The following is a 23,159-nucleotide window of genomic DNA, read 5'->3' as shown; positions in this document are numbered from 1 at the left end:
TCACCGTTTTTTCTAATGGGCTTGCGCGGAATGGGGCACGTCAGCGGATCTGGCGCCACGTTCTCCACGAGTATCCGGACCGCTCTTCATCCGGCATGTCGTCCCAGATTTCTCCGTCAGAGCCGGCTGGAATCTTATACTCCCGACCCTGATCGGGGTCGTCCGGGGCCGGCTCCATCACGCGAGGCTGAGAAGGAATTCCCACCGGCGACCGGATGCCACTCGTTGGCAGGCTCCCTTCGCTGGTGTCCGCGAAGCTTTCTTCGCCGAATCCGTCGCCACTTAGATCCCACGGGGAGCGCTCAAGCCTTTCGCCGGTGAATGCGTTGAATTCCATGATCCATCCGGTACCGCCGCCGGGCTGACAGGGGTCCTCATCGGCAGTGGGTATCAAGGTCGAAAAGACGACCCGGTCACCTCCGCGGACCAAGGCTCCCTCGGTTACGCGCTCTCCTTCAAAGCCTTCGTTCGGGGAGACCAGATCCATTACCCAGCCGCGTTCGCCTTCAAGCGTATTGTCGGTGGTCGCCCGCAGTTCGAAGCCGAAGTCGTCACCTTCCCAGAAAATTTCCTGTTCCAGGAGTTGGTCCCTGGAGGGCAGGGCCGCCTGATCATTATCGCGGATACCGTACAGACTCTGGATATATGACTGGTCGACGTTATCGTCTCCGACCGCAAAGAACTGACCAGTGCCGAAGAAGATGCCGAGTTCGCCGCCGGACCCTCGGGCAAGTGCCGGCCGCGCGGTAATCGGCTGTCGACCCTCTTCGCCAGCGGGCACGTCCGTCTGGAAGAGTGGATCCTCATTGAGAAAGCCTGGTGCATCCCAGCTCCCAGGGTTCTGATCAGTAAGATCCAGGCGCCACAGATTGCCCTGAAGATCACCGGCATAGACCCGGTCTGCCCGGAAGTCGCCGTTCATGTCCGCGGTTACGGGGCTGAACATGCCGTTGTCGTCCGTGTTGCTCTCACCCTCCGGTATCCATGTGTTCAAGAGTTCACCGGAGACCGTGTCCAATATCAGGAAACCAGCCCGGCCGTCCTCGCTACCCGGCCCGTTCGGTATGATCGTGATCCAGTCTCCACTGGGCGCTTTGGCGAGTACGGGATCACCGATTACCGCTCCAAGAAGGTCTGAGTGGCTGTCGTCGATTTCCCAAAGCACCTCCCGGGAGTCGATATCGACGGCCATCACTCCGGAGCCACCGCGACCCTGGGCGACGACAGCGATACGGCGCCACGAGCCCCTGTCGTACACATGGCCCAACTGCGGGGAGCCATCGAGTACGTATTCTCGCGAGTGGTCCGGATCGGTCAGGTTCGTCAGCTTGCTATAGACACTGTTGGGCACGACGCTGAACAGCTCCGTGCCGCCTTGCGACGAGCAGGGGATGCCGTTGGATGCTCCATTGCTGTCGCAGGGCAGGCGACCGTCGAATGCGTGTAGTTTTCCGTCGTTGGCCGCGACCAGGACCTTGGGAGAGGTGTCCTGCCAGGATTGCCGGGCTTCTGCGTACGAGTCGCCGCCGCTGTCGAGTTGTGAATACCCGAAGTTCTCGCTGTGGACGAACAGCGGCTCCGAGTGAACAATATCGCCAAGCAGGTTGATGCGGGAACGCAGATCGTCGGCGCCGACGCCTTCGTTCGAGGAATCTCCGCGCAGCCATGCCACACGGTCCGGACCACGGTCGTCGTTGGCGTCGAGATAGGCTTGCTGCGGTTCGCCAAGGTTGTCGTAATCGAACGTAGTCGTGGTGCCTTGGGTCCAGGGGTCGTCGCCGTCCGCCTCTTCGTCTGGAACCCAGGTCAGAATCTCCCGGGCTGGAGCGGACGGGAGTTGTGACTCCGCATCCCAGGCAGGAGAGTCAGATACAAGGTCGGCGTCCTCGCCCGTTTCTTCCGATTGGGGATTGGAGACTCTGAACGCCTGTAATTCGCCAGACCAGTCGCTGGCGTCGAAGCCGGCCTGAAAGATCGCAGCTCCCGCCTGGAGGCTTGTCGTGTTGGCTGCCACGGCGCCAGCACTGCCCTGAGCTTCTTGGACAACCTGAGAAAAAATCTGGTTCATCGCTGCATCCAGACCTTCTTCACTGGTCGCGTCAAAGGCCGAGCCTGTTCCGCCGGCTTCAGCCAGAATGTCCAGTGGATTCGACTCGTCGGTAACCGCACTCAGACCGGGAGGAAGGGCAAAGCCTACAATGTAGGTGGATACCCCCTCGCCGAATTCCTCCTCCGTGTCTTCGTAGAACGAGCGGATAGCTTCTTCAGCTTCCTCAAGAGCGAGATCGAAATCATCGCCACGTTCCGTTCCGTCGGCGCTTACCGAGGGCAGCCCATCCGTCACCCAGATTGCGGCGTTGACGTCGCAGCTTTCAGGAATATCAGGCGTGCCCTGGGGTAAAGGGTTTCCCTGTGCGCTGCCGAAGTTCTGCCTTTCACCAAGGAAGTAATCGCGCGCCGTGCGCATGGTGCCCTGAAGCGGGGTCAGCCCGGAGGCGATCAGGGGCCATTCTGGATCCACCATGGGGTTGCCGGAGCCATCCCAGTCGTGCCGTTGCGGTTGAAGTTTGGTGCGAATCTGGTCCCAATGATCAGTGTCCACGGAACCATCTGCATTGGTTCCTCCGATGGGGACGTGCAGATAGCCGAGACCTGGGGATGTCGTGGAGCGCCACTCCAACTGATTCATCTGCAGGAATGCTGCGCGTTGACCCCAGGAGTCGATGTTTCTCTGGCGCTGGCTGTCCACCAGAAATACCTGAAACGACCCCGCTTCGTTTCCAAGCCACAGGCTGCTGTCGGTATCAAACTGTCCGTCGCCGGGATTCCATGTCTGCAGCGATTCGTACGCTGTCATGTTGTCGAAGTCGGCCCCACCCGGGTTGTTGCGCCAGTAGAATTCCGTACGGTCAAACTCCGGTACGCCGGCGGCGCCATCAGCGCCCGTGTTCCAGAGGTATCCCGGGACGCCATCGTTGAAAAAGATCCAGAGGTTATCATCGGTCGGATGAGGGACGCGGAACCGTTTGGTATCCGAGTCCCAGGAACCATCGAAGTCTTCGTCCCAATCGCCTCCGAGCTCATCGTCCTGGCTGAAGCGGACGTCGATTGCGCGTTCCACCAAGCGCCATCGGACAGTACCGCCGTCGTTGAAATCGTCGCGGGTGTTGCTAGCCGGTGCCTGCTGGTAGGACAGCAGCCCCAAGTCTATGAGGCCCTGATAGCGGTCGACCAGGTCAAGGCCAACGCGTTTGACGATGCTGGCCTTGCTGCCCGGGTTTCGGGCGCCGGCCGGGCAGTGGTCTGCATCGGGGTCCCGGTCGAAGTCAATGTCGGGTTCCAGGTCGGGGCCTGGCTGGCAGGCCGGGTCATCCCGGTCCATCGCCAGGCGCCCGTCAGGTCCTTCTTGCATGCTCTCCGAGGTGTCTGGAATCAGGAGGATGTTAGGTGGTTTGCCAGGACCGGTCATGAACAGCGGTTTTTGGGCAATCTCTGCGTGCGCCAGCGACGTACTGCCGAGGCTCATCACTGCAGCCGTTGCTGCAAGCCTGCTGAGCTTAAGCGCAGAGTCCGTGCTGCTGAAATCCCTGGACATTTTCGATCCCCTCATCCTGATCTGATGACCACCCGGTCGCGTTTGCATGTGTCGATGGCCTGCGAAGGTGCGACTGAGTCTGCAGGGCCTGGTTATCTGCGGAACTCGGTCTGGAGTACCACAACCGCTTCGGTGGAACCGCCGACCGCGCGCGCCGTCACCCGGTAGCGGCGATCATCCCCGAGTGGCCGGCCTTCCAGATCTGCTTCAGGTGGAAATTCTTCGATGACATATTGGGCAGGCGCCGCTAGTTGGAAATTACCCGATGCTTCCGGAGTGTATTCGAAGCCCTGATCCAGCCGATCCTCCCAGCTGTCGGAGGTTGGGTCCTGAAGAGCCATGCTCCGACTGAATTCCCGCTCCGCTTCACGCAATGCGCCTTCGGCGGCCTGAAACGCCATGTCACGATCCCGCAGGTTGCCGGCCATTCGCTCCTCGAGCGTGGTGCCCCGCATGGCGAATACGCCGATCAGCGTCATCACCGCCAGGAGCACGAGCGATACCACCAGTACGGCGCCTCGTTGGGCATTCCAGCGCGGCTGGGACATGCGCGGAGCCGGGTTCTTGCGAGGCGCTTTCGGTAAACGCGATGTCATGGCAGGCGATTCCTCAGCGAGACGGTCGAAACTGCGAGTTGACGAATCCGTCGATCGTTGAATTGCAGCGTTTCCTGGCCGAGCATGTCGTACGTGGTACCGCGGGCCTCTGAGAGCACTTCTTCGCTGCGTACGAGAACCGCAACGCGAATACTCAGAACGGCCTCCCAGTCATTCACGTCGCCCGCCTCCTCGTAACGATCCACCTGACCGTCATTGGAGGTGTCGATGCCATAGGCGAACGTCATCGCTTCGATGTTTTCAACGATCTCCAAGGCGTCCCCACTGCTGCGTCGCATGTAGAGTGAGGGGGTCCCCTGGCCGTTCGTGCCGATATAGAAAGCCCTCTTCGCGAACCGGGCGACTTGGGATTCTTCGTTGTAGTTGTTGTCGATCTCGTTCCAGTTGTGTGGGTCGTTTTCCTGGGCGTGATTGATGTTGATGGTGCCGCTCGCCTCGCCCGCCGTGGTGTTGATGACCCGAAACACGTCCGCGGTCTCGCAATCCGTCACCATGACGAGGTCCCCCTGGTCGATCTCCGAGGGGTTCCCCGAGATATCGAAGTTACCGCCCTGGAAGCTCTCGTCTGCAGCGTTCGTGGAAACCCCTTCAGCGTGCATCAGCCGGAGTGCAGGCGTGCCTGCTACGAGGTTACCCGGCTCGTCACTGCCCCACAGATCGGCGGCGCTGTCGACCCCGTGAACAGCGCGGGCCAAGTCCAGTGATCCCCCGTTCACGGGGAGCATGCCTGCGTTGGATGCACGCAGGCGCACATCCAGTTCGCTTACCGTTTGCTGGCCGGTACACAGCGAGTGTCCGCCCATGCGTATGTTGCGGGTCAGGACTTCCATTGCGAAGCGGGCGTTCTCCTGCACTCGGGACAGGCCTTCCTGAGCACGGTTGGTTGCGGTGGTACCAAGATAGATCTGCACAACCCCGGCCATCAGGATCAAACCGATCAACATCGCCACCATCAGCTCGATCAGCGACACGCCTTTGGTCCGGGACTTTCTCAGGAAATTGCCCTTCATAGGTGTGTCACCGTGGTAAAGCTCTGTAAACGCTGATCGTCGCCTTCGTCCAGGCGTGTGTTGACCCAGCGTATGGTGATTTCAGCGCGACCGTTCCCGTCGACGTTGACGGATGCTCCGCACGCCTGCTCGCCGCCGTCCTCGCCGCAGCCGGTCTCACGCGTTCCCGGGATAACCGACTCCATTTGACGCAGCCATTCCGCGCGATCAAAGTCCGTCAGTGAATCTCCGCTGAAATCGTCGCTGCTGTTGGAAAAGGCCACCGAGTAGCGATTGTCCAGAGCGTCATCACGGTTGGCCCGCATCCGGTCGAACATGTCGTGAGCCAGGAACGTCGCCTGAGACACTTGAGCGGCGGACTGATTGCTCTGCAGACTCGCGGTTTGCAGGCCGGCCAGCCCCAGCAGGCCGATGGAGAGTACAAGGAGGGCGATAAGCACCTCGAGCAGGCTGTAGCCTTGTTGGCGCATTAGCATGGTCCTCTCTCTGACCGGATGCTGCCGCCGGCAGTGATCGTGATCGTCCTCTGCATGTCCCCGAAACAATCGTCCAGTGGAGTAATGTTGAAGGTGATGCGGTCTGCGTCGAAGCCGCGTGAACCGTCGCCGAGGAAATTCACTTCCTCGGCGTCACCTGTAATGTTGACCGAATCGGAGCCATCAAAAACCCGGAGAGGTTCACCGGAGTCATCTAGCATCACGCGGAAGCCGTTTCCCCACTCTGAACCGACAGGCTCAACGGTAACTTCGGCGTTCTGACGCACGGCCTCGCTCCGCGCCGTTGAAAGGGCAGTCACCAATTCATTGGTCTGGGTTGAGATCTGACTGCTCTGCATCAGGTACTGGAAACCGGGGATGCCCACGGTCAGCAGCACGCCCATGACAGCGATGGCCACCATCAGCTCGATCAGTGTGAATCCCTTCTCCTTATGCATGGCCCTATCTATATCCGGTGGTTGCGCGCGTGCCTACCCGGCCGGCGACGGGCTGCCGTTTACGGCAGACGAGCGGTTACGCGGTGGCTCCCTCGGGAATCAGCACCATACTTAATCTGCATCAATTCGCCGCGGTGAGAGGCTGGTCACACTACGGCGTATTCACTGCGGAGGAGGACGACAATGACTGAATCGATCAAGACCATCCTGGTGCCCGTTGACGGCTCCCGTCACGCAGCGGCAGGCGCCCGGTATGCCGACCGCCTGGCACGCGCCCTCGGCGCCAGTGTCGAGCTGTTGCACGCCTTCCCGGAATCACCCCGCGCGCTCATGGAGCGGCTTGGCAATACGGTGGAGCAGGCAGTGGTCTCGCGCATGACCGAGGACGCCTTCGAGGCCATGCGCGCGGACAGTGCGTCGCGCGCCTTCAGTCGCGCCCGCAGCCTGTTGCCGGATGATGCCGTGGCCATGACCGAGCGGACCCTCGCGGGGGACCCTGCAAATGCCGTGGCCACGCACGCCCGGGCCAGCGATGCCCCGATGATCGTCATGGGACGCCGCGGGCTCGGCCGGGTGCGCGAGTTTCTGCTCGGCAGCGTCAGCGAAGGGGTGCTGTACAACGCCACCTGTCCGGTGACCGTGGTGAGCGACGAGGATGACGTCGCCGGCCGCGTGCTGGTGGTGCCGGTGGACGGGTCCGACCCCTCCATGGCAGCGGTGCGGCATGCAGCCATGCTGGCCGGGAGCACGGGCGCGGCCATCCACCTGCTGCACGTGTTCCCCAGTTCGCCGCGGGAGATTCCCGGAGTGGGCGGGAGCATGGCCGAGATGGCGGGCATTGGCCCATTCTCCGAGCACAGCTTCAGCAAGCTGGCGGATGAATCGGCGGCCAAGGCGTTCGCCCAGGCGCGCGAGCGCATCGGCACCGCCGGCATCGAGGTTGTGGACGTCCGCCGCGGTGGTGACCCGGCCACGGCCATCAACGCCTACAGTCGCGAAGTGGGCGAGGGCGAGGTCATCATTGGCGCCCGCGGCCTCAGCCGGCTGGAGAACTTCCTCATGGGTAGCGTCAGCCGGCGCGTCGTGCACGGTGCGCACTGCCCGGTCACGATCGTTCACTGATCGGTGTAACGGTCTGCGGCGGTTTCCGGACGCCGTCGCAGACCGTATCCCCCGCCTTTACCATCTTCGGCCGCATCATTGCCTGATTGACATAGTGTAGGAAAGACACTAACGTCGTCCGACGGTGTAACACTGGAGTCATCAGCGGTGGCGGACGGGACGATGACAGGCCTGGCGACGGACGTGGTGGTCTTTACCATCCGCGATCAGTGCCTGCGCGTGCTGCTCGTGCGCCGCAGCGGCGAGCCGTTTGCCGGTCGCTGGGCGCTACCGGGTGGCATGGTTCCCGCCGATGAAGCGCTCGATGACTGCGCCAACAGGATGCTCGGTGAGAAGACGGGTGTGCGGGGCGTCTACCTGGAGCAGCTCTACAGCTTTGGTGCGCCCCGTCGGGATCCGCGCGGCAGGGTGGTGTCCGTGTCCTACTACGCGCTGGTCCCCCCGGAGCGGATCGCCCCGTTTGCCGATGGTGACGATCAGCTCGCGTGGATGCCCGCCGGAGCGTTGCCGGAGCTGGCCTTCGACCATCGGGACATCGTCGAGCTGGCCCATCGTCGGCTGGCGGCGAAACTGGATTACTCCAACATTGCCCTGCAGTTCATGGGCGAGCGGTTCACCTTGAGCGAGCTCCAGTCGGTTTACGAGACCATCCTCGGCGAACCCCTGGACAAGCGGAACTTTCGCAAACGGGTCAGGAACCTGCCGTGTATCGAGGATACCGGCGAGTGGTTCCGCGCCGGCAAGCACCGGCCGGCCCGGCTGTTCCGCGTCACCCGGTCGGACCGGGTGGAAATCATCAAGTAGGCAGCGGCCTGCGGGTCGGAGGTTGATGGCATGAGCAAGGTACAGTCGGTCGAGGCGGAGGCAGCACCGGTCCGGTTTTTCCGGGAGCAGCCGTTTACGGCCAGTGAACAGCTGGGCGCAGGCGAGCGCGAGCGGCTGATGGGCCGGATTCGCGAGCAGCTGCGCGCTCAGGACGCCGTGCTGGTGGCGCACTACTACACGGCGCCGGACCTGCAGATCCTGGCGGACGAGACCGGCGGCATCGTCTCCGACTCCCTGGAAATGGCCCGTTTCGGCTATGAGCATCCGGGGCGGACCGTAGTCGTGGCCGGCGTGCGCTTCATGGGCGAGACCGCCAAGATCCTGAGCCCGGAGAAACGGGTGCTGATGCCGGATCTCGAGGCGACGTGTTCGCTGGACCTGGGCTGTCCGCCGGACGAGTTCGCCGCATTCTGTGACCAGCACCCCGACCGCACCGTGGTGGTTTACGCCAACACCAGCGCGGCTGTGAAGGCGCGCGCGGACTGGGTGGTGACCTCCAGCATCGCCGTGGACGTCATCCGGCATCTGCACGAGCGGGGCGAGAAGATCCTGTGGGCGCCGGACAAGCACCTCGGTGGTTACGTGCAACAGCAGACCGGCGCGGACATGGTGTTCTGGGACGGCGCCTGCATCGTCCACGAGGAGTTCAAGGCCATCGAGCTGGACAAAGTGCGTGCGGAGCATCCCGATGCCCGCATCCTCGTCCATCCCGAGTCGCCGGCGGGTGTGGTGGCCCAAGCTGACGTGGTCGGCTCCACCTCCCAGTTGCTCAAGGCCGTTCAGACCATGGATGCGCAGACCTTCGTGGTGGCCACCGACGCGGGGATTTTTCACAAGATGCGGGAGGCAGCACCCGACAAAACGCTGCTGGAGGCGCCCACGGCGGGGCGCAGTGCCACCTGCAGCAGTTGTGCGCACTGTCCGTGGATGGCCATGAATGGCCTGCGCAGCCTGGCCGGCACCCTGGAAACCGGCGCCAACGAGATTCACGTGGACCCGGGCGTGGCGGAACAGGCGCTGGTATCGCTGGGCCGCATGCTCGAGTTCGGACGCAGCCGCCAGCGGACCGTGGAGGGGGCGGGCGACGCCTGATCGGTTGGGCGAGGTGTCCCCCGAAACGGTGGTGGACCTGAAGGTCCACCCTGCATGAACCTCCGCCGTCGGGGCTCGCCGTAGGGTGGACCTTCAGGTCCACCAGTAAACAACCAAAAAAAAACCACCGGCCGGAGCCGGTGGTTCTGTTACTTCACTGGGAGACGGGACGATTACCAGTCGTCGTCGCCGTCATCTTCTTCCCAGTCGTCCCACTCGTCTTCCTCTTCCTCTTCGGTGTCCCAGTCATCGTCCCAGTCGTCTTCGGCGTCGTCATCCTCGAAGTCGATGGTCTCGGACTGGCCCTGGTCCGCATCGTAGTCGGAGTCGGTCTCGAAGTCGCCAGCCTGGGCGAAGCCGCCGAGACCAAGACCCAGTGCGGCCAGAAGAATCAGCATGTAGTTGCGAAGTTTGGCGATAGCAGACATAGGATCCTCCTTCGTCTTGCCTTGGAGCCCCCCGGTGTCCGGGGCGGCGTCAGAAAAATCGATCTCGGGTGGAATGCGCGGCGCGATCAATTACCAGTCGTCACCGTCGTCTTCCCACTCATCATCCCACTCGTCTTCCTCTTCCTCTTCGGTGTCCCAGTCGTCGTCCCAGTCGTCTTCGGCGTCGTCATCCTCGAAGTCGATGGTCTCGGACTGATCCTGGTCCGCGTCATAGTCGGAGTCCGTCTCGAAGTCTCCAGCCTGCGCGAAACCACCAAGGCCAAGGCCCAGGGCGGCCAGCAGGATCAGCATGTAGTTGCGGAGTTTCGTGAGCGCGGTCATTTAAGACCTCCTTTCCGTTTGCGAATGACATGATGTGATGTCTTGCGCCCAGACTCTTGCAGGGTGCGTGCCAGGATTTTAATTAACAGGAAAAACAGCAAGATATAAAAATCTGACCATTTCCTGTACAGCGTGAAGGGTGTGCGCTCATGTCACATGCGCCCGACCCGCACGCTTTTTGTGACGCGCTTCTCACAAGTTCCGGGTGTCCTGTCGGGGAGTGGCGACGGAATTGCGATGTATTGTCGATGTACAAGTGCTGTACACTTCAATCAATCGATAACCGCCGTTGCAGGAAATGACGTCATGGAACAATTGATCGGGCTTGTGGAGCGTGGGGTCGTACCGGATTCGCTCGTGCGCGCGGGGATCCGCCGACTGTTGGCGGAGCGGTTGAAGAGCGAGGAAGAAGGTGGCTGCGAAGACCGCCGCGAGCGCATGCACGCGTTGCTGGAGTCGATGGCCTCCAGTCCGGTGGCTCTGGCGACCGATACCGCGAACGAACAGCACTACGAGCTGCCGGCCGGGTTCTTCCAGGCCGTGCTCGGGCCGCACCTGAAGTACTCCTGCTGTCTCTGGACAGAGCAGACGCAGACCCTGGCGGACGCCGAGGCCGCCATGCTCGCACTGACGTGTGAGCGGGCCGGCCTGGAGGACGGGCACGATGTGCTGGAGCTCGGCTGCGGCTGGGGCGCGCTGTCGCTCTGGATGGCGGAGCATTACCCGCGGAGTACCATCACCGCCGTCTCCAATTCGGCGTCCCAGCGCAAGTTCATTGAGGCGCGACGGGACGAGCGGGGATTGCGCAACCTCACGGTGATCACTGCCGACATGAACGACTTCGACACAGAGCGCGGGCGCTTCGACCGGGTGGTGTCGCTGGAGATGTTCGAGCACATGCGCAACTGGCAGGAGCTGCTGCGCCGTGTGCACGGGTGGCTGCGCCCGGGCGGACGCCTGTTCTTCCACGTGTTCTGCCATCGCGACCTCGCCTATGTCTTCGAGACCAGCGGCCCGAAGGACTGGATGGGGCAGTACTTCTTCACCGACGGTCTGATGCCCTCGGCGCCGATGCCCCTGTACCTGCAGGAGCATCTGCGGCTGCGGCGTCACTGGCAGGTGAGTGGCCGCCACTACGAGGCCACCTGCAACGCCTGGCTGGCGCGCATGGACGACGCCGACGTGAAGGTCCGCGCGGTGTTCGCGGAGACGTACGGCGATGACGCGGTTGACCAGTGGATCAACCGGTGGCGCGTGTTCTTCATGGCGTGTGCGGAACTGTTCGGATACCGCCAGGGGAACGAGTGGTTCGTCTCGCACTACCTGATGGAACGTCCGGCGCAGCCCGGCGAGGAGGCGTCGTCATGAGCACCGGGGCAGCCATATTGCTGGGGCTGGTTGCAGCGCTCGGGCTGATGCTGCTGGTATGGCTCGCCAGCCTCCAGCGCCGGGATGCCAGCCTGGTGGACCGGTTCTGGGGGGCGGGATTCGTTCTGCTGGCGTGGGTGTACTGGTTCTCCGCCGGCCTGCCGGCGGCGGGCCTCGTCATGGTGCTGCCGGTCACGCTGTGGGGGCTGCGCCTGTCCGCGTATCTGAGTTGGCGCAACTGGGGCCATGGCGAGGACTACCGTTACCGCGAGATGCGCGACAAGCACGGCAGCCGCTTCCCGTGGGTCAGCCTGTGGACGGTCTTCATGCTGCAGGGCGTACTGATGTGGCTGATCGCCATGCCGTTGGTCCACGGCGCAAGAGTGCCGGGAGGGGATGCCCTGATTGCGCCCTTGGCCGTGCTGGGGCTCGCGGTGTGGGCGTTCGGATTCGTCTGGGAGAGTCTTGCCGATGCCCAGCTCGCCCGCTTCAAGGCCGAGCCCGAGAACCGGGGCCGGGTCATGGACCGTGGCGTCTGGCGATACAGCCGCCACCCCAACTACTTCGGCGAGATCGTGCTGTGGTGGGGTTTCTTCCTGATCGCCGCGGCAGCCGGCGGTTGGTGGACTGCCGTGAGTGCGGCCTTGATGACGTTCCTCCTGATACGCGTCTCGGGCGTGACGCTGCTGGAGAAAAAGCTCAACGAGACGCGCCCGGAGTACCGGGACTACGTGGCCCGCACCAACGCACTCCTGCCAGGGCCCCCGCGGCGGGCAGGTGAGCCTCCGGCCGCCTGACAGGGCAGGTGGCTTTCATATGCGGTTGTGGCATGTAGATAGGTATTTTCATTCTTTTTCTGCCTGAGTGGCTGGCGGTATCGTGTTCAGCGTTCACCGGGAATTCACCCAACGGGAAGAACCATGAGCAATAGCCAAGCCACAGTTGCACCGCTGCCCGAAGGCCAGGATATCGACCTGGCTGGCGTGAATGCCGAGCTGGAGACAGCCAGCGCGGAGGAGCGCGTGCGGTGGGGGTTGCAGCAGTTCGGGCAGCGCATCGTGCTGTCCTCGAGCTTCGGCGCCCAGGCGGCCGTCTCCCTGCACATGGTCACGCAGCAGCGCCCGGATATTCCGGTGATTCTTGTTGATACCGGGTACCTGTTCCCCGAGACCTACCGCTTCGTCGACGAACTGGTGGAGCGGCTGGATCTCAACCTTCGCGTATACCGTTCCGAGCTCAGCCCGGCCTGGCAGGAGGCCCGCTACGGGCGTCTGTGGGAGCAGGGCATTGACGGTATCGAGCGCTATAACCGTATGAACAAGGTCGAGCCCATGCAGCGGGCCCTGCGGGAGCTGCGGGCGGAAGCCTGGTTCGCCGGGCTGCGTCGGCAGCAGGCCAGCAGCCGCGAGGGGCTGGACGTGGTGACGGAGCAGAACGGCCGCTTCAAGGTCCACCCGATCATCGACTGGACCGATCGCGACGTCTACCGCTACCTCACCGCCAACGACCTGCCGTACCACCCGCTGTGGCACGAAGGGTACGTCTCCATCGGTGACGTGCACACCACGCGTCGCCTGGATGACGGCATGACCGAGGAAGAGACGCGCTTTTTCGGCCTCAAGCGTGAGTGCGGCCTCCACGAGGACGTCTGAGCGCGGCCCTCAGTCCAGCAGCAGGCGGACCGAACCCGTCTGCTCGAAATCCCGGCTTCCCCTGAAGAAACGGCCGTACTCCACCGAGCCGGTGATGGCGTAGTCAAAGTTCCGCTGCCCGCCATGTACCATGCGGATCAGTTCCGGCAGGCTGCTGAGAAGCTGTGAGCGGGCCTCGATCTCCACCATGGTGGTCTCGTTCCCCGCCACCGTGAACGCCTTGTCCGACGACCCGTCCGCGAAATCCAGATCGGCCACCTGCAGGTCATAGCGGATGGCGCGCACGGGCAACGATTGGCTGTTCGGGTTGTCGACTGCAAGGGTGAGCATGAACCGCTGCTGGGTCATTCCCAGCTCCAGCACCTCGATGCGCTCCAGCCGGAACTCCGGGTCTTCCAGTTCCGGCTGGAACAGGCTGCAGCCGGACAGGGTGACCAGGGTTGCCAGCAGCCAGGCCAGCAGTGGCCGTCTGGCAGCTGTCATCCAGCGGGCGTGTAACATTGGCGGATCCTCTGGCGGGCATCATGGGCATGTCAGTCACGCTGACGGATGGCGAAAGCTTACGCCAGTGCGCAGGACTCTGGCGAGCCGTCTCCAAAGGGCAACGAACCTCCGGGAAAGGTGGCATGAACCGGGCGCAGAACACCATCATCGCAGGAACGGAAACCGCGTCGCCGGTCGTGCGGGCGCGGCGGTTGTGCAAGCGCTATGGCGACACCGAGGTCGTTCGTGGCGTGGATCTGGACGTGCGGCCGGGTGAGTGTTTCGGTCTGCTCGGGCCGAATGGCGCGGGCAAGACCACCACGCTGCGCATGATGCTCGGGCAGACCCCACCGACCAGTGGCGAGTTGCATGTGCTGGGGTACCCCGTGCCCGAGCAGGCGCGCACGGCCCGGAACCGCATCGGTGTCGTGCCGCAGATGGATAACCTGGACCCGGATTTCACCGTCCGGGAGAACCTGCTCACCTACGCCAGCTATTTCGGTCTCAACGGGGCCGCCCTCGGCGAGCGCGTGGATCAGTTACTGACGTTCGCCAATCTCGACGGGCGCACCCGCGAGCAGATCCAGGCCCTCTCCGGCGGCATGAAGCGCCGCCTGAGCCTTGCCCGCGCGCTCATCAACGAGCCGGACCTGGTGGTGCTGGACGAGCCCAGCACCGGGTTGGATCCCCAGGCGCGGCAGCATATCTGGCAGCGGCTCAATACGCTGGTGGAACAGGGACGCACGCTCATTCTCACAACGCACTACATGGAAGAGGCGGAGCGCCTGTGCGACCGCCTCGCCATTATCGACCACGGCACCATCATCGCCTGCGATTCGCCCCGCAACCTGGTGGCCGCCCACATCGAGCCCCATGTCATCGAGCTGCGCGGCCACGATATCGGCGACTGGCAGACGCGCGGTAGCGCACTGGCCGCGCGCGCCGAGCGCGTGGGGGACACGCTGCTGCTCTACACCCGCGATCCCGAACCCCTGCTGCAGGCCCTGGGCAGTAACCCCGACCAGCGCTACTGGCACCGGCCGGCCGGGCTGGAGGACGTCTTCCTGAAACTCACCGGCCGCGAGTTGCGGGATTGATGGAGTCCGACCACCCATGAACGATGCCCCGGCCACCGCCTCGTCCGCCGTACCCGCCATCTCCACCCGTTTCCTCGCGGTGTGGCGGCGGAATCTCCGCGTCTGGCGCAAGCTGATGCTGCCGTCCATCTTCGGCAACTTCGGTGAGCCGCTGCTCTACCTGCTGGCGCTGGGCTATGGTTTCGGGCGGCTGGTGGGCGACATCGGCGAGCTGCCCTACATGGTGTTCCTGGCGTCGGGCATCATCTGCTCCAGCGCCATGAACACGGCCAGTTTCGAGGCGCTGTACTCCGCCTACACGCGCATGACCGTGCAGCGCACCTGGGGCGCCATGCTCGATGCGCCCCTGACGGTGGACGACGTCGCCCTGGGCGAGATCAGCTGGGCGGCCACCAAGGCATTGATCAGCTCCAGTGCCATTCTGGTGGTGGCGGCGCTGCTCGGGCTGGTGGGCGGCTGGCAGGCCATTCTGGTGCTGCCTGTCATCCTTCTCACCGGTTTCTGCTTCGGCGCCTGCGCCATGGTGATCACCGCCGTCTCGCGCAGTTACGACTTCTTTCTCTACTACTTCACGCTGGTGATGACCCCCATGCTGCTGTTGAGCGGGGTGTTCTTCCCGCTGGATCAGCTGCCGCCGCTGGTGGCGCAGGGGGCGTTCCTGCTGCCCCTGGCCCACGCCGTGGAGATCGTCCGGCCGCTGATGCTGGGTGGCTGGCCGAGCAGTGTGGTGCTCCACCTTGCCGTGCTGGCCGGCTACGCGCTGGTGGCCTTCTGGGCGGCCACGCTGATTCTGCGCCGGCGGCTGATGAGCTGACCGTCTCCGGGAGACAGCTTGCAAAACGGGTGCATACGAAAGACAGTGTGCGGCGCCGCTACAACAGTTGGAAACGGACCCCATGACTGAAACCGATACCGCTGCGCCGCCCCGGCACCGCTGGCCCGGCCTGACCCTGGCGTTGATCGCGGGGGCGCTCAGCCCGGTCGCCTATGCACCCGTCGGCTGGTGGCCGCTGGCGTTCGTCTCACTCGCCGTGCTGTTCTACCTGGTGTCCGGTCCGGAGCGCGGCTGGGGGCGGATCGCCTATGTTTGGGGGGTGGCGTGGTTCACGGCCGGGGCCTTCTGGATCTACCACAGCATCATGTTCTACGGCGGCGGGTTCTGGGCGGCAGTCATCTTCTGTGCCGTCCTCGGCCTGCTGTTCGGTCTGATCCCGCTGTTCACCGTGTGGCTGTGGCGGCAGGTGCGCCCGGCGAGCGATGCCATCGCGTTGCTGATCGCCATGCCGCTGGTGTGGGTGCTGGTGGAGTGGGTCCGCAGCTGGCTGCTCACCGGCACCACCTGGCTGCAGCTCGGCTACAGTCAGACGGACACCTGGCTGAACGGTTTCGCACCCGTTGCCGGCTCGCTCGGCATCAGCCTGCTGGTGGCCGTGGGTGCCGGGGCGCTGGCGTGGGCCGCCCGTAACCCCGTGCAGCTGCGCACGTTCCCGGTGGCACTGGGGTTCGTGCTCGTCTTCGTGGCCGGGCTGGGGCTGCGGCAGGTGGACTGGACCGATCCGGCGGGGGAGCCGCTCGACGCGGCGCTGCTGCAGGGGAATATCCCCCAGGACGTGAAATGGGACCCGGACTACCGGGATCTCACCATGTCCCGCTACCTGAATCTCACCGCCGATCACTGGGGCAGCGATCTGGTGATCTGGCCGGAGACGGCCGTGCCCATGTATCAGCACCAGGCCAGCCGCGAGTATCTGGCGCCCCTGGCGGACGAGGCCGGTGAGCGCGGCACGGACGTGCTGCTGGGCATTCCCACCTACGACCCCGACTCCGGCCATGTCTACAACAGCGTCATGGCCCTGGGCAGTGACATCGGCTTCTACCACAAGCGCCATCTCGTGCCCTTCGGTGAATACGTGCCGTTCCGCGATCAGCTCGGGCCGCTGCTGGATGTCTTCGGAGCGCCACTGGGCGATTTCAATGCCGGCCGTTCCGCCGCGCCCATCCGTGCCGCCGGCCAGAATGCCGCCATCTCCATCTGTTACGAGATCACGTTCGCGCCCGTGGTGGCGGCCTCACTGCCGGAAGCCACCTATCTTGTGAACGTCAGCAACGACGCCTGGTTCGGCACCACCATCGGCCCGCACCAGCACCTGCAGAAGGCGCGCATGCGCGCCATCGAGTTCCAGCGGCCGCTGCTGCGCAGCACCAACAACGGCATTACGGTGGCGGTGGACGAGCGTGGCCGGATCACCGATCGTGCACCGCAGTTCCAGCCGGCGGCGTTGACCGCCACCTTCCAGCCCCGCGCCGGCAGCACCCCTTACCTGTTGTGGCTTGACTGGCCGCTGGTGGTGCTAAGTGCCGGTGGGTTGGTGCTGTTCGCGGGCTGGCGCTGGCGCAGCGGGCGTCACGCCTGAGGCCGTTACGTCGTCTTGCGTTTCTTCCGGGGGCGCACGGTCTCCGGCTTGATCTCGGCGGTCTTCACCCGGTTCTCCTGGGTCTGGACGATGGTCACGGGAAAGCCGTGGATCAGCATGCTGGTGCCGGGCTCGGGAATGGACTGCAACTGCTCAAGGATCAGGCCGTTCAGCGTTTTCGGGCCGTCGGTGGGGAGGTCCCAGTCCAGGGCGCGATTGAGTTCGCGCACGCTGATGTTGCCCTGGGCCAGGTAGGCCCCGGACTCCAGCGGCCGCAGGTAGCGTGAGTGGGCGGCGGGGTCGGTGGTGAACTCGCCGACGATCTCCTCGAGAATGTCCTCCAGCGCCACCAGCCCCAGGATGTCACCGTACTCGTCCACCACCATGCCGATGCGCCGGCGCTGGCGCTGGAAGTTGACCAGCTGGGTGTGCAGCCGCGTGCCCTCGGGGATGAAGTAGGGCGGTTCCAGCCGCTCCAGCAGCTGTTCCCGGTTCAGGCGCCGCTCCGTGAGATCCGAGACCACCCGGCGCAGGTGCAGAATGCCGTGGACGTCATCGATGCTCTCGTTGAATACCGGCACACGGGTGTGCTGGCTGCTGCTGAGCTGGGCCACGATCTCGTCCCAGTCATCGGTGACGTCGATGCCCACGATCTCGTTGCGCGGGATCATGATGTCCTCGACGGTCGCCTTCTCCAGGTCGAGGATGTTGAGCAGCATCTTCTGGTGCCGGCGCGGAATCATGGCGCCGGCCTCGTTGACCACCGTACGCAGCTCATCCTGGCTGAGATGGTCTTCCTCGGTCTTGCGCGGATCCACGCCCACCAGTCGCAGCAGCCCGTTGGCGACGACATTGACCACCCAGACCAGCGGGTAAAGCACCTTGAGCAGTGCGGTAAGCAGCCATGACGCGGGAAAGGCGACGCGTTCCGGGTGCAGGGCTGCGAGCGTCTTCGGTGCCACTTCGGCGAAGATCAGGATCACCAGGGTGAGCAGCAGCGAGGCGGCACCGATGGCCCCCTCGCCGTAGAGCTGCAGCGCGATGACCGTGGCCAGGGACGCGGCGAGGATGTTGACGAAATTGTTGCCCAGCAGGATGACGCCCAGCACCCGGTCTGGCCGCTCCAGCAGTCGCGAGGCCAGCCGTGCCGAGCGCCGGCCGTGCCGGGCCAGATGGCGCAGCCGGTAGCGGTTCAGGCTCATGAGCGCCGTCTCCGAGCTGGAGAACAGCGCGGAGAGCACGATCAGCAGGGCAAGAATGCCGAACAGCGTGCCCAGGGGGAGGTCACTCACGGATGCCGCCTCGCGGAATGCCGGACCGGTGCCATGACGTCATCACCCGCGGCCGAGAATCAGTTCCAGAACCAGTTTGGTGCCGAAATAGGCGATCAGCAACGCGGCAAAGCCGCTGACGGTCCACCGTATTGCCGTGCGGCCGCGCCAGCCATAGCGCCAGCGTCCGGCGAGCAGCGTGGCAAACAGCAGCCACGCGGCGATGGAGAAGGCGGTCTTGTGCACCAGGTGCTGCGCGAAGATGTCGTCCAGGTACAGGGTGCCGGAGCCCAGGGCGATGCTCAGCAGGATGAACCCGAGCCACAGCATCTGGAACAGCAGCTCCTCCATCTCCCGCAGGGGCGGCAGCGCACGCACCAGCCCGCCGGGGTGGCGATGGCGCAGGCGGTGATCCTGCCAGGCGAGCACCAGTGACTGCACCAGGGCAATGCTGAGCACGCTGAAGGCGAGCACCGAGCTGATCACGTGGACTTCCATGCCGGCCGGGAAGGTGGTCATGGGCGCTCCGCCGTCGCCGACGGCCAGATTCACCAGTTGCAGCAGGGCGGCCACGGGCAGGATGAAGATCATCAGGTTCTCCACCGGACGGCGCAGTGCGCCCAGCAGCACGATCAGCGTCATCATGGCCGCAACCAGTGACGCGGCATTGAACAGCCCGAAATCGAGCGCCGCGCCGTCACCCAGCTGTTGCGACAGGGCGGCGCCGTGGGCGAGCACGCCGATCCAGCCCGCGGCGAGGAACGCCGGGCGCCACGGCGCGCGCTCGGCGCCGGATGCCAGCCGCCAGGCAAAGCCGGCGCCGGCGGCCAGGTAAAGCGCGACGGAAAGCAGGGTTGGCAGCATCTGATCCATTGGCGGTGCTGGAGGTCCGTGGCAGGCAGAAAGGTCGGCAGCGGCCAAAGGCCGACCGGTGGATCATCGCACAGATGGTGGGCGCGGCAAAGGCGCCGGGCGACGCCGCAGCGATTGATCGCCGGCGGGTCAGGCGTTACCTTTGCCTGTTGATTTCCCCACTTCACTTACCGCGGGGCGAGAGGCCACGGCATGTTTCAGAACCTGAGCGAGCGCCTCGATGGCGTGATGAAGCACCTGCGCGGGCAGGGGCGGCTCACCGAGGAGAATATCCAGGACAGCCTGCGCGAAGTGCGCATGGCGCTGCTGGAAGCGGACGTTGCGTTGCCCGTGGTGCGGGAGTTCATCCGCGACGTCAAGGAGCGCGCCCTCGGTGAGGAGGTGAAGAAGAGCCTCACGCCGGGTCAGGCCTTCGTCAAGATCGTCAAGGACGAGCTGGTCCGCGTCATGGGCGAGGCCAACGACGCCCTGGATCTCAACGTCCGGCCGCCGGCCGTGGTGATGGTTGCCGGCCTTCAGGGCGCGGGCAAGACCACCAGCATCGCCAAGCTCGCCCGCTACCTGCGCGAGCGCGAGAAGAAGAAGGTGCTCGTGGTGAGCTGTGACGTCTACCGTCCGGCGGCCATCGACCAGCTGGAGACCCTGGCGGCGGAAGTGGAGGTGGAGTTCTTCCCCTCCAATAGCGGCCAGAAGCCGAAGGACATCGGCAAGGCGGCCCTGGAGCATGCCCGCAAGCAGTTCCACGACGTGGTGCTGGTGGATACCGCCGGTCGCCTCCACGTGGACGAGGCCATGATGGACGAGGTGGGTGAGCTGCACCGGGTGATCGAGCCGGCGGAGACGCTGTTCGTCGTCGACAGCATGACCGGCCAGGACGCGGTGAACACCGCCAAGGCCTTCAGCGACGCGCTGCCGCTCACCGGCGTCATTCTTACCAAGACCGATGGCGACGCCCGCGGCGGCGCGGCGCTGTCCATCCGCCACATCACCGGCAAGCCCATCAAGTTCCTGGGCACGGGCGAGAAGACCAAGGCGCTGGAGCCGTTCCACCCCGACCGCGTGGCCTCCCGCATTCTCGGCATGGGTGACATGCTCAGCCTGGTGGAAGAGGTGGAGCAGGGCGTCGACAAGGCCCAGGCTGACAAGCTTGCGAAGAAGCTCAAGAAGGGCAAGGGCTTTGATCTGGAAGACTTCCGCGACCAGATGTCGCAGCTCGGCAAGATGGGTGGCATCGGCAGCCTGATGGAGAAAATGCCGGGCATGGGCGGCATGGCGGACAAGGTGCAGGGTCAGGTGGGTGACAAGGACGTGAACCGCCTGGTTGCCATCATCAACTCCATGACCCCGGCCGAGCGCCGCCGGCCCGACATCATCAGTGGCTCCCGCAAGCGCCGCATCGCCACCGGCTCCGGCACCCAGGTGCAGGACGTCAACAAGCTGCTGAAGCAATTCAAGCAGATGCAGAAGATGATGAAGCAGGTGAAGAAAAAGGGCGGCATGCAGCGGATGATGAAACAGCTCGGCGGCGGTGGTGGCGGCGGTTTTCCTCCGGGCGGTGGCATGCCCCCCGGAGGCGGCCTCCCCCCGGGCGGCGGATTCCCCCGCTGACCGAAACCGCCGTGCCGTAGTGGCCTGGTGGACCTTCAGGTCCACCAGGCCCCAGGCAGAAACCGGAGCCTCGCCGTAGGGTGGACCTTCAGGTCCACCAGGCCGCAGGCAGAAACCGGATCCTCACCGTAGGGTGGACCTTCAGGTCCACCATCATGGCACCCGGCCCCGGCGCCTCAGTGCTCCCCCTCCGGCCCCAGCACCTTGCGCCGCAGATAGCGGATCCCCAGAAACGCCGAAACCACCACCACCGGCACCGCCGCGCCCACGGCCAGGTTGACGTTGAAGTCCACGCCGGCGCTGTGCAGGCCGTGGAGCATATAGTAGATCAGCCCGGAGCCGTAGTAGCTCATCACCAGCACCGACAGCCCCTCGACCGTCTGCTGCAGGCGCAGTTGCAGGTCGGTGCGCCGGTTCATGGACGCGAGCAGGTCCCGGTTCTGCCCCTCCAGGGCGATGTCCACGCGCGTGCGCAGCAGGTCCGCCGCCCGGGAGATGCGCCGTGCCAGCCCCTCCTGTCGCTCGACCACCGATTCGCAGGTGCGCATGGCGGGGCGGAACCGCCGTACCATGAACTCGCCGATGGTCTGCAGTTCGCGGATGCGCACCTCCCGCAGGTTCTCGATGCGCCGCTGCACCAGCCCGTCGTAGGCGCGCGAGGCGCTGAGACGGAAGCTGTTGCGCGCCGTGGTCCGTTCCAGGTCGGCGGAGAGCGCGGAGATCTCCTTGAGCAGTGACTGCTCGTTATCCAGGCTGGAACTGCGGGTGATGCGCCGGGTAATGGTCTCCAGCTCCTGCTCCAGCCCCGTCAGCAGGGCAGTGGTCTGGCGTGCCGTGGGAAACCCGAGCAGCGCCATCAGCCGGTAGGTCTCGATCTCCAGCAGGCGCTGGATCAGCCGCCCGGCGCGGCGCGGTGCCAGCCCCCGGTCCTGAACCAGAATGCGGCCGTAACCGTCGCCGTGCAGCCGGAAGTCCGTATACACCCGGGCGGCACCGTCCGCCACCTCGCTGCCCGCCACGTTCTCGGTGTGAAAGATCTCGGCCAGTTCGTGAACCGGCCGATCCGGCGAGTCGGGTCCTTCGAAGGTCAGGTGGACGGCGACGATCAGCTCCCCCGGAATGGTCCGCAACCAGTCACCGGGAACCGCCTCCAGGGCAGGGTTGGTGAACGGGTTTGTAGGGTCGTCGGGGACGCCGCTGGTAAAGAAGGTGTAGGTGGAGAACTCCGTATGCCGTTCCCAGCGCAGCCGGAAGGCGCCCAGGTCCACGCTGTGGTGCGTGGAGTCCGGGTCCGGTGGCGTCTGTTCCAGCGCCTCGCACAGGGTCGTCACGCAGGCCAGGTCCGCATTGCCGTCTTCACTGAGCATGGCCAGATGCGTGCCGCGCAGCGGGCCGCTCAGGCTCTCGAACGGGCGTGCGTGAAGTTCGGCCGCGATCTCCCGGCGCTGCGCGTGCTCCTGGAGGCCGCCGGTGGCCGCCACGTCGGTTTCGTTGCTCATTGTTGTTATCCCCGGGGCTTGGCTCGGCCTCATGGTCCGCCAGCAGGGCCTCATCGGCAAGCCCTACCCGGCGAGCAGGGAGTGGGTGCCCGAGAACAGCAGGCGCAGGGCCAGCACCGTGAGAATGACGTTCAGGATGGTGTGGAATCCGCGGTTGCTGAGCCCGCTCAGGGCGACCCGCCCCAGCACCGTCCCCACGAATCCGGCGGCCAGCATGGCCGCGAGAAACGGCAGGTAGGGGGCGAACGCAAAACCCAGCAGGCCGAACACGCCGATCTTCAGCCCGTGCTGGATCACCATGCACGCGGAGAAGGTGCTCACGTGCACGTGGCGGTCCAGTTGCATGGTGCGCAGCATGGCCGCCACGAAGGGGCCCGTGGCGCCGACGAACAGCGTCACCAGACTGGTGATGGCGCCACCGGCCGCGATCCGCGCCCGCGAGCCACGGCGCAGGGTCGGTTTCGGCCCCCAGCAGGCCCACAGGATGAAGGCGCCGAGTGCCAGCTCCATCCATCCCATGGGCAGGCGGATCAGCACCTGTGACCCCGCCAGGGCGCCGATGACGCCGCCTGCGGTGAACGCCAGCACCATCGGCCAGCGGATGTCCCGCAGTCCCAGGGCCATGCGCCCGGCGTTGGAGCCCGCCTGAATCACGCCGTGCAGGGGGATGACCGCGGTCACCGGCAGGTAGACCGTCATGATCCCCAGCAGCAGGACGCCGCCGCCGGCACCGAAGGCCGCGGTGATGAATGACGTCAGCAGGCTGCTGGCGAGCAGCACGGCCATGCTCCAGCCCGACAGGGCCGCGGGGATCAATTGTGCCCAGAGGTCTGCAAAGAGGTCCGCAATCACGTCCGACTCCTGTTTGACCGGCAGGATAACCGAGAACACCGGGGGGAGGCTTTGGGCCTTCGGGGGCGCTTGTCGCG

The 23,159-nt window shown here is 64.8% G+C and carries 22 protein-coding genes; 10 read left to right on the top strand and 12 right to left on the bottom strand.

Translation table 11 applies throughout. From position 1 onward, the window contains the following. Nucleotides 1–40 precede the first annotated feature (40 nt). The 5 genes from BMZ02_RS06885 to BMZ02_RS06865 form a co-directional block, all read right to left on the bottom strand. Nucleotides 41–3,595: a pilus assembly protein gene (locus BMZ02_RS06885; RefSeq protein WP_245753968.1), complete on the bottom strand. Its 3,555-nt coding sequence runs from the start codon at nt 3,593–3,595 to the stop codon at nt 41–43. 92 nt (nt 3,596–3,687) lie between these two features. Then, nucleotides 3,688–4,191 (bottom strand): pilus assembly PilX family protein, encoded by a 504-nt coding sequence (locus BMZ02_RS06880; RefSeq protein ID WP_245753967.1) that lies wholly within the window; start codon nt 4,189–4,191, stop codon nt 3,688–3,690. Beyond that, nucleotides 4,188–5,222: a PilW family protein gene (locus BMZ02_RS06875; protein WP_091641916.1), complete on the bottom strand. Its 1,035-nt coding sequence runs from the start codon at nt 5,220–5,222 to the stop codon at nt 4,188–4,190. Before BMZ02_RS06875 ends, BMZ02_RS06880 begins: the two co-directional genes overlap by 4 nt. Beyond that, the gene (gene pilV / locus BMZ02_RS06870) at nt 5,219–5,692 is read right to left on the bottom strand and encodes a type IV pilus modification protein PilV (protein ID WP_245753966.1); all 474 of its coding nucleotides are present in this window, start codon (nt 5,690–5,692) and stop codon (nt 5,219–5,221) included. The genes BMZ02_RS06875 and pilV overlap by 4 nt, the downstream gene beginning before the upstream one ends. Then, complete coding sequence (locus BMZ02_RS06865) at nt 5,692–6,156, bottom strand: GspH/FimT family pseudopilin (protein ID WP_091641914.1); 465 nt, start codon at nt 6,154–6,156, stop codon at nt 5,692–5,694. The genes pilV and BMZ02_RS06865 overlap by 1 nt, the downstream gene beginning before the upstream one ends. Before the next feature lie 183 nt (nt 6,157–6,339). Here BMZ02_RS06865 and BMZ02_RS06860 point away from each other — a divergent pair, with 183 nt between their 5' ends. The 3 genes from BMZ02_RS06860 to nadA all read left to right on the top strand — a co-directional run bounded on the left by BMZ02_RS06860 (nt 6,340) and on the right by nadA (nt 9,195). Next, entirely contained in the window at nt 6,340–7,278 is a 939-nt protein-coding gene (locus tag BMZ02_RS06860; protein WP_091641258.1) for a universal stress protein, read from the top strand. A gap of 162 nt (nt 7,279–7,440) precedes the next feature. Beyond that, nucleotides 7,441–8,082, top strand: a complete 642-nt coding sequence (locus BMZ02_RS06855) for an NUDIX hydrolase (RefSeq protein ID WP_091641256.1) — start codon at nt 7,441–7,443, stop codon at nt 8,080–8,082. Between the two features lie 30 nt (nt 8,083–8,112). Further along, nucleotides 8,113–9,195 (top strand): quinolinate synthase NadA, encoded by a 1,083-nt coding sequence (nadA, locus tag BMZ02_RS06850; protein ID WP_091641254.1) that lies wholly within the window; start codon nt 8,113–8,115, stop codon nt 9,193–9,195. Nucleotides 9,196–9,368: 173 nt separating this feature from the next. Here the strand turns inward: nadA and BMZ02_RS18965 are convergent, their stop codons facing one another. Next, nucleotides 9,369–9,623 (bottom strand): hypothetical protein, encoded by a 255-nt coding sequence (locus BMZ02_RS18965; RefSeq protein ID WP_171909840.1) that lies wholly within the window; start codon nt 9,621–9,623, stop codon nt 9,369–9,371. Nucleotides 9,624–9,713: 90 nt separating this feature from the next. Next, nucleotides 9,714–9,965, bottom strand: a complete 252-nt coding sequence (locus BMZ02_RS18960) for a hypothetical protein (protein ID WP_171909839.1) — start codon at nt 9,963–9,965, stop codon at nt 9,714–9,716. Nucleotides 9,966–10,271: 306 nt separating this feature from the next. Here BMZ02_RS18960 and BMZ02_RS06840 point away from each other — a divergent pair, with 306 nt between their 5' ends. The 3 genes from BMZ02_RS06840 to BMZ02_RS06830 all read left to right on the top strand — a co-directional run bounded on the left by BMZ02_RS06840 (nt 10,272) and on the right by BMZ02_RS06830 (nt 12,985). After that, nucleotides 10,272–11,333, top strand: a complete 1,062-nt coding sequence (locus tag BMZ02_RS06840) for an SAM-dependent methyltransferase (protein ID WP_091641252.1) — start codon at nt 10,272–10,274, stop codon at nt 11,331–11,333. Beyond that, nucleotides 11,330–12,130, top strand: coding sequence for a DUF1295 domain-containing protein (locus BMZ02_RS06835; protein WP_091641249.1), 801 nt, complete (start codon nt 11,330–11,332; stop codon nt 12,128–12,130). The genes BMZ02_RS06840 and BMZ02_RS06835 overlap by 4 nt, the downstream gene beginning before the upstream one ends. Nucleotides 12,131–12,253: 123 nt before the next feature. Continuing rightward, nucleotides 12,254–12,985 (top strand): phosphoadenylyl-sulfate reductase, encoded by a 732-nt coding sequence (locus BMZ02_RS06830; RefSeq protein WP_091641246.1) that lies wholly within the window; start codon nt 12,254–12,256, stop codon nt 12,983–12,985. A 9-nt stretch (nt 12,986–12,994) separates the two neighbouring features. Here BMZ02_RS06830 and BMZ02_RS06825 read toward each other — a convergent pair whose 3' ends face one another. Further along, nucleotides 12,995–13,486 (bottom strand): LEA/WHy family protein, encoded by a 492-nt coding sequence (locus BMZ02_RS06825; protein WP_091641244.1) that lies wholly within the window; start codon nt 13,484–13,486, stop codon nt 12,995–12,997. Nucleotides 13,487–13,611: 125 nt separating this feature from the next. On the opposite strand from BMZ02_RS06825, the gene BMZ02_RS06820 reads away from it, so the two are divergent. From BMZ02_RS06820 to lnt, 3 genes are all read left to right on the top strand, one after another. Next, nucleotides 13,612–14,565: an ATP-binding cassette domain-containing protein gene (locus tag BMZ02_RS06820; RefSeq protein WP_091641241.1), complete on the top strand. Its 954-nt coding sequence runs from the start codon at nt 13,612–13,614 to the stop codon at nt 14,563–14,565. A gap of 16 nt (nt 14,566–14,581) precedes the next feature. Next, nucleotides 14,582–15,379 carry an ABC transporter permease gene (locus tag BMZ02_RS06815; protein ID WP_091641238.1) on the top strand — a complete coding sequence of 266 codons (798 nt, stop codon included), beginning with the start codon at nt 14,582–14,584 and terminating at the stop codon, nt 15,377–15,379. An 82-nt stretch (nt 15,380–15,461) separates the two neighbouring features. After that, a complete protein-coding gene (gene lnt, locus BMZ02_RS06810; RefSeq protein ID WP_091641235.1) occupies nt 15,462–16,979 on the top strand; it encodes an apolipoprotein N-acyltransferase in 1,518 nt (505 codons plus the stop codon). Between the two features lie 5 nt (nt 16,980–16,984). Here lnt and BMZ02_RS06805 read toward each other — a convergent pair whose 3' ends face one another. Both BMZ02_RS06805 and BMZ02_RS06800 read right to left on the bottom strand, forming a co-directional pair. Next, nucleotides 16,985–18,271: an HlyC/CorC family transporter gene (locus tag BMZ02_RS06805; protein ID WP_091641232.1), complete on the bottom strand. Its 1,287-nt coding sequence runs from the start codon at nt 18,269–18,271 to the stop codon at nt 16,985–16,987. A gap of 42 nt (nt 18,272–18,313) precedes the next feature. Further along, nucleotides 18,314–19,123: a cytochrome C assembly family protein gene (locus tag BMZ02_RS06800; RefSeq protein WP_216110731.1), complete on the bottom strand. Its 810-nt coding sequence runs from the start codon at nt 19,121–19,123 to the stop codon at nt 18,314–18,316. Between the two features lie 192 nt (nt 19,124–19,315). Between BMZ02_RS06800 and ffh the strand changes: the two genes are divergently transcribed. Then, on the top strand, nt 19,316–20,731 hold the full coding sequence (ffh, locus tag BMZ02_RS06795; RefSeq protein ID WP_091641230.1) for a signal recognition particle protein: 1,416 nt from the start codon (nt 19,316–19,318) through the stop codon (nt 20,729–20,731). 176 nt (nt 20,732–20,907) lie between these two features. Here the strand turns inward: ffh and BMZ02_RS06790 are convergent, their stop codons facing one another. After that, the gene (locus BMZ02_RS06790) at nt 20,908–22,230 is read right to left on the bottom strand and encodes a DUF3422 family protein (RefSeq protein ID WP_091641227.1); all 1,323 of its coding nucleotides are present in this window, start codon (nt 22,228–22,230) and stop codon (nt 20,908–20,910) included. A gap of 63 nt (nt 22,231–22,293) precedes the next feature. After that, the gene (locus tag BMZ02_RS06785; protein ID WP_216110730.1) at nt 22,294–23,082 is read right to left on the bottom strand and encodes a sulfite exporter TauE/SafE family protein; all 789 of its coding nucleotides are present in this window, start codon (nt 23,080–23,082) and stop codon (nt 22,294–22,296) included. Between the last annotated feature and the right edge of the window lie 77 nt (nt 23,083–23,159).

It is taken from the genome of Aquisalimonas asiatica, assembly GCF_900110585.1.
In the GTDB taxonomy this organism is placed as follows: domain Bacteria; phylum Pseudomonadota; class Gammaproteobacteria; order Nitrococcales; family Aquisalimonadaceae; genus Aquisalimonas; species Aquisalimonas asiatica.
This window is presented reverse-complemented; position numbering and strand designations above follow the sequence as displayed.

Bases quoted from the DNA above. Each gene is read 5' to 3' on its own strand.
- BMZ02_RS06880 (WP_245753967.1), bottom strand. From the start codon at position 4,191: ATGACATCGCGTTTACCGAAAGCGCCTCGCAAGAACCCGGCTCCGCGC.
- BMZ02_RS18965 (WP_171909840.1), bottom strand. From the start codon at position 9,623: ATGTCTGCTATCGCCAAACTTCGCAACTACATGCTGATTCTTCTGGCC.
- pilV (WP_245753966.1), bottom strand. From the start codon at position 5,692: ATGCGCCAACAAGGCTACAGCCTGCTCGAGGTGCTTATCGCCCTCCTT.
- ffh (WP_091641230.1), top strand. From the start codon at position 19,316: ATGTTTCAGAACCTGAGCGAGCGCCTCGATGGCGTGATGAAGCACCTG.
- BMZ02_RS06865 (WP_091641914.1), bottom strand. From the start codon at position 6,156: ATGCATAAGGAGAAGGGATTCACACTGATCGAGCTGATGGTGGCCATC.
- BMZ02_RS06820 (WP_091641241.1), top strand. From the start codon at position 13,612: ATGAACCGGGCGCAGAACACCATCATCGCAGGAACGGAAACCGCGTCG.
- BMZ02_RS06830 (WP_091641246.1), top strand. From the start codon at position 12,254: ATGAGCAATAGCCAAGCCACAGTTGCACCGCTGCCCGAAGGCCAGGAT.
- BMZ02_RS06800 (WP_216110731.1), bottom strand. From the start codon at position 19,123: ATGGATCAGATGCTGCCAACCCTGCTTTCCGTCGCGCTTTACCTGGCC.
- BMZ02_RS18960 (WP_171909839.1), bottom strand. From the start codon at position 9,965: ATGACCGCGCTCACGAAACTCCGCAACTACATGCTGATCCTGCTGGCC.
- BMZ02_RS06860 (WP_091641258.1), top strand. From the start codon at position 6,340: ATGACTGAATCGATCAAGACCATCCTGGTGCCCGTTGACGGCTCCCGT.
- BMZ02_RS06840 (WP_091641252.1), top strand. From the start codon at position 10,272: ATGGAACAATTGATCGGGCTTGTGGAGCGTGGGGTCGTACCGGATTCG.
- BMZ02_RS06875 (WP_091641916.1), bottom strand. From the start codon at position 5,222: ATGAAGGGCAATTTCCTGAGAAAGTCCCGGACCAAAGGCGTGTCGCTG.
- BMZ02_RS06825 (WP_091641244.1), bottom strand. From the start codon at position 13,486: ATGTTACACGCCCGCTGGATGACAGCTGCCAGACGGCCACTGCTGGCC.
- BMZ02_RS06855 (WP_091641256.1), top strand. From the start codon at position 7,441: ATGACAGGCCTGGCGACGGACGTGGTGGTCTTTACCATCCGCGATCAG.
- BMZ02_RS06790 (WP_091641227.1), bottom strand. From the start codon at position 22,230: ATGAGCAACGAAACCGACGTGGCGGCCACCGGCGGCCTCCAGGAGCAC.
- nadA (WP_091641254.1), top strand. From the start codon at position 8,113: ATGAGCAAGGTACAGTCGGTCGAGGCGGAGGCAGCACCGGTCCGGTTT.
- BMZ02_RS06815 (WP_091641238.1), top strand. From the start codon at position 14,582: ATGAACGATGCCCCGGCCACCGCCTCGTCCGCCGTACCCGCCATCTCC.
- lnt (WP_091641235.1), top strand. From the start codon at position 15,462: ATGACTGAAACCGATACCGCTGCGCCGCCCCGGCACCGCTGGCCCGGC.
- BMZ02_RS06885 (WP_245753968.1), bottom strand. From the start codon at position 3,595: ATGTCCAGGGATTTCAGCAGCACGGACTCTGCGCTTAAGCTCAGCAGG.
- BMZ02_RS06835 (WP_091641249.1), top strand. From the start codon at position 11,330: ATGAGCACCGGGGCAGCCATATTGCTGGGGCTGGTTGCAGCGCTCGGG.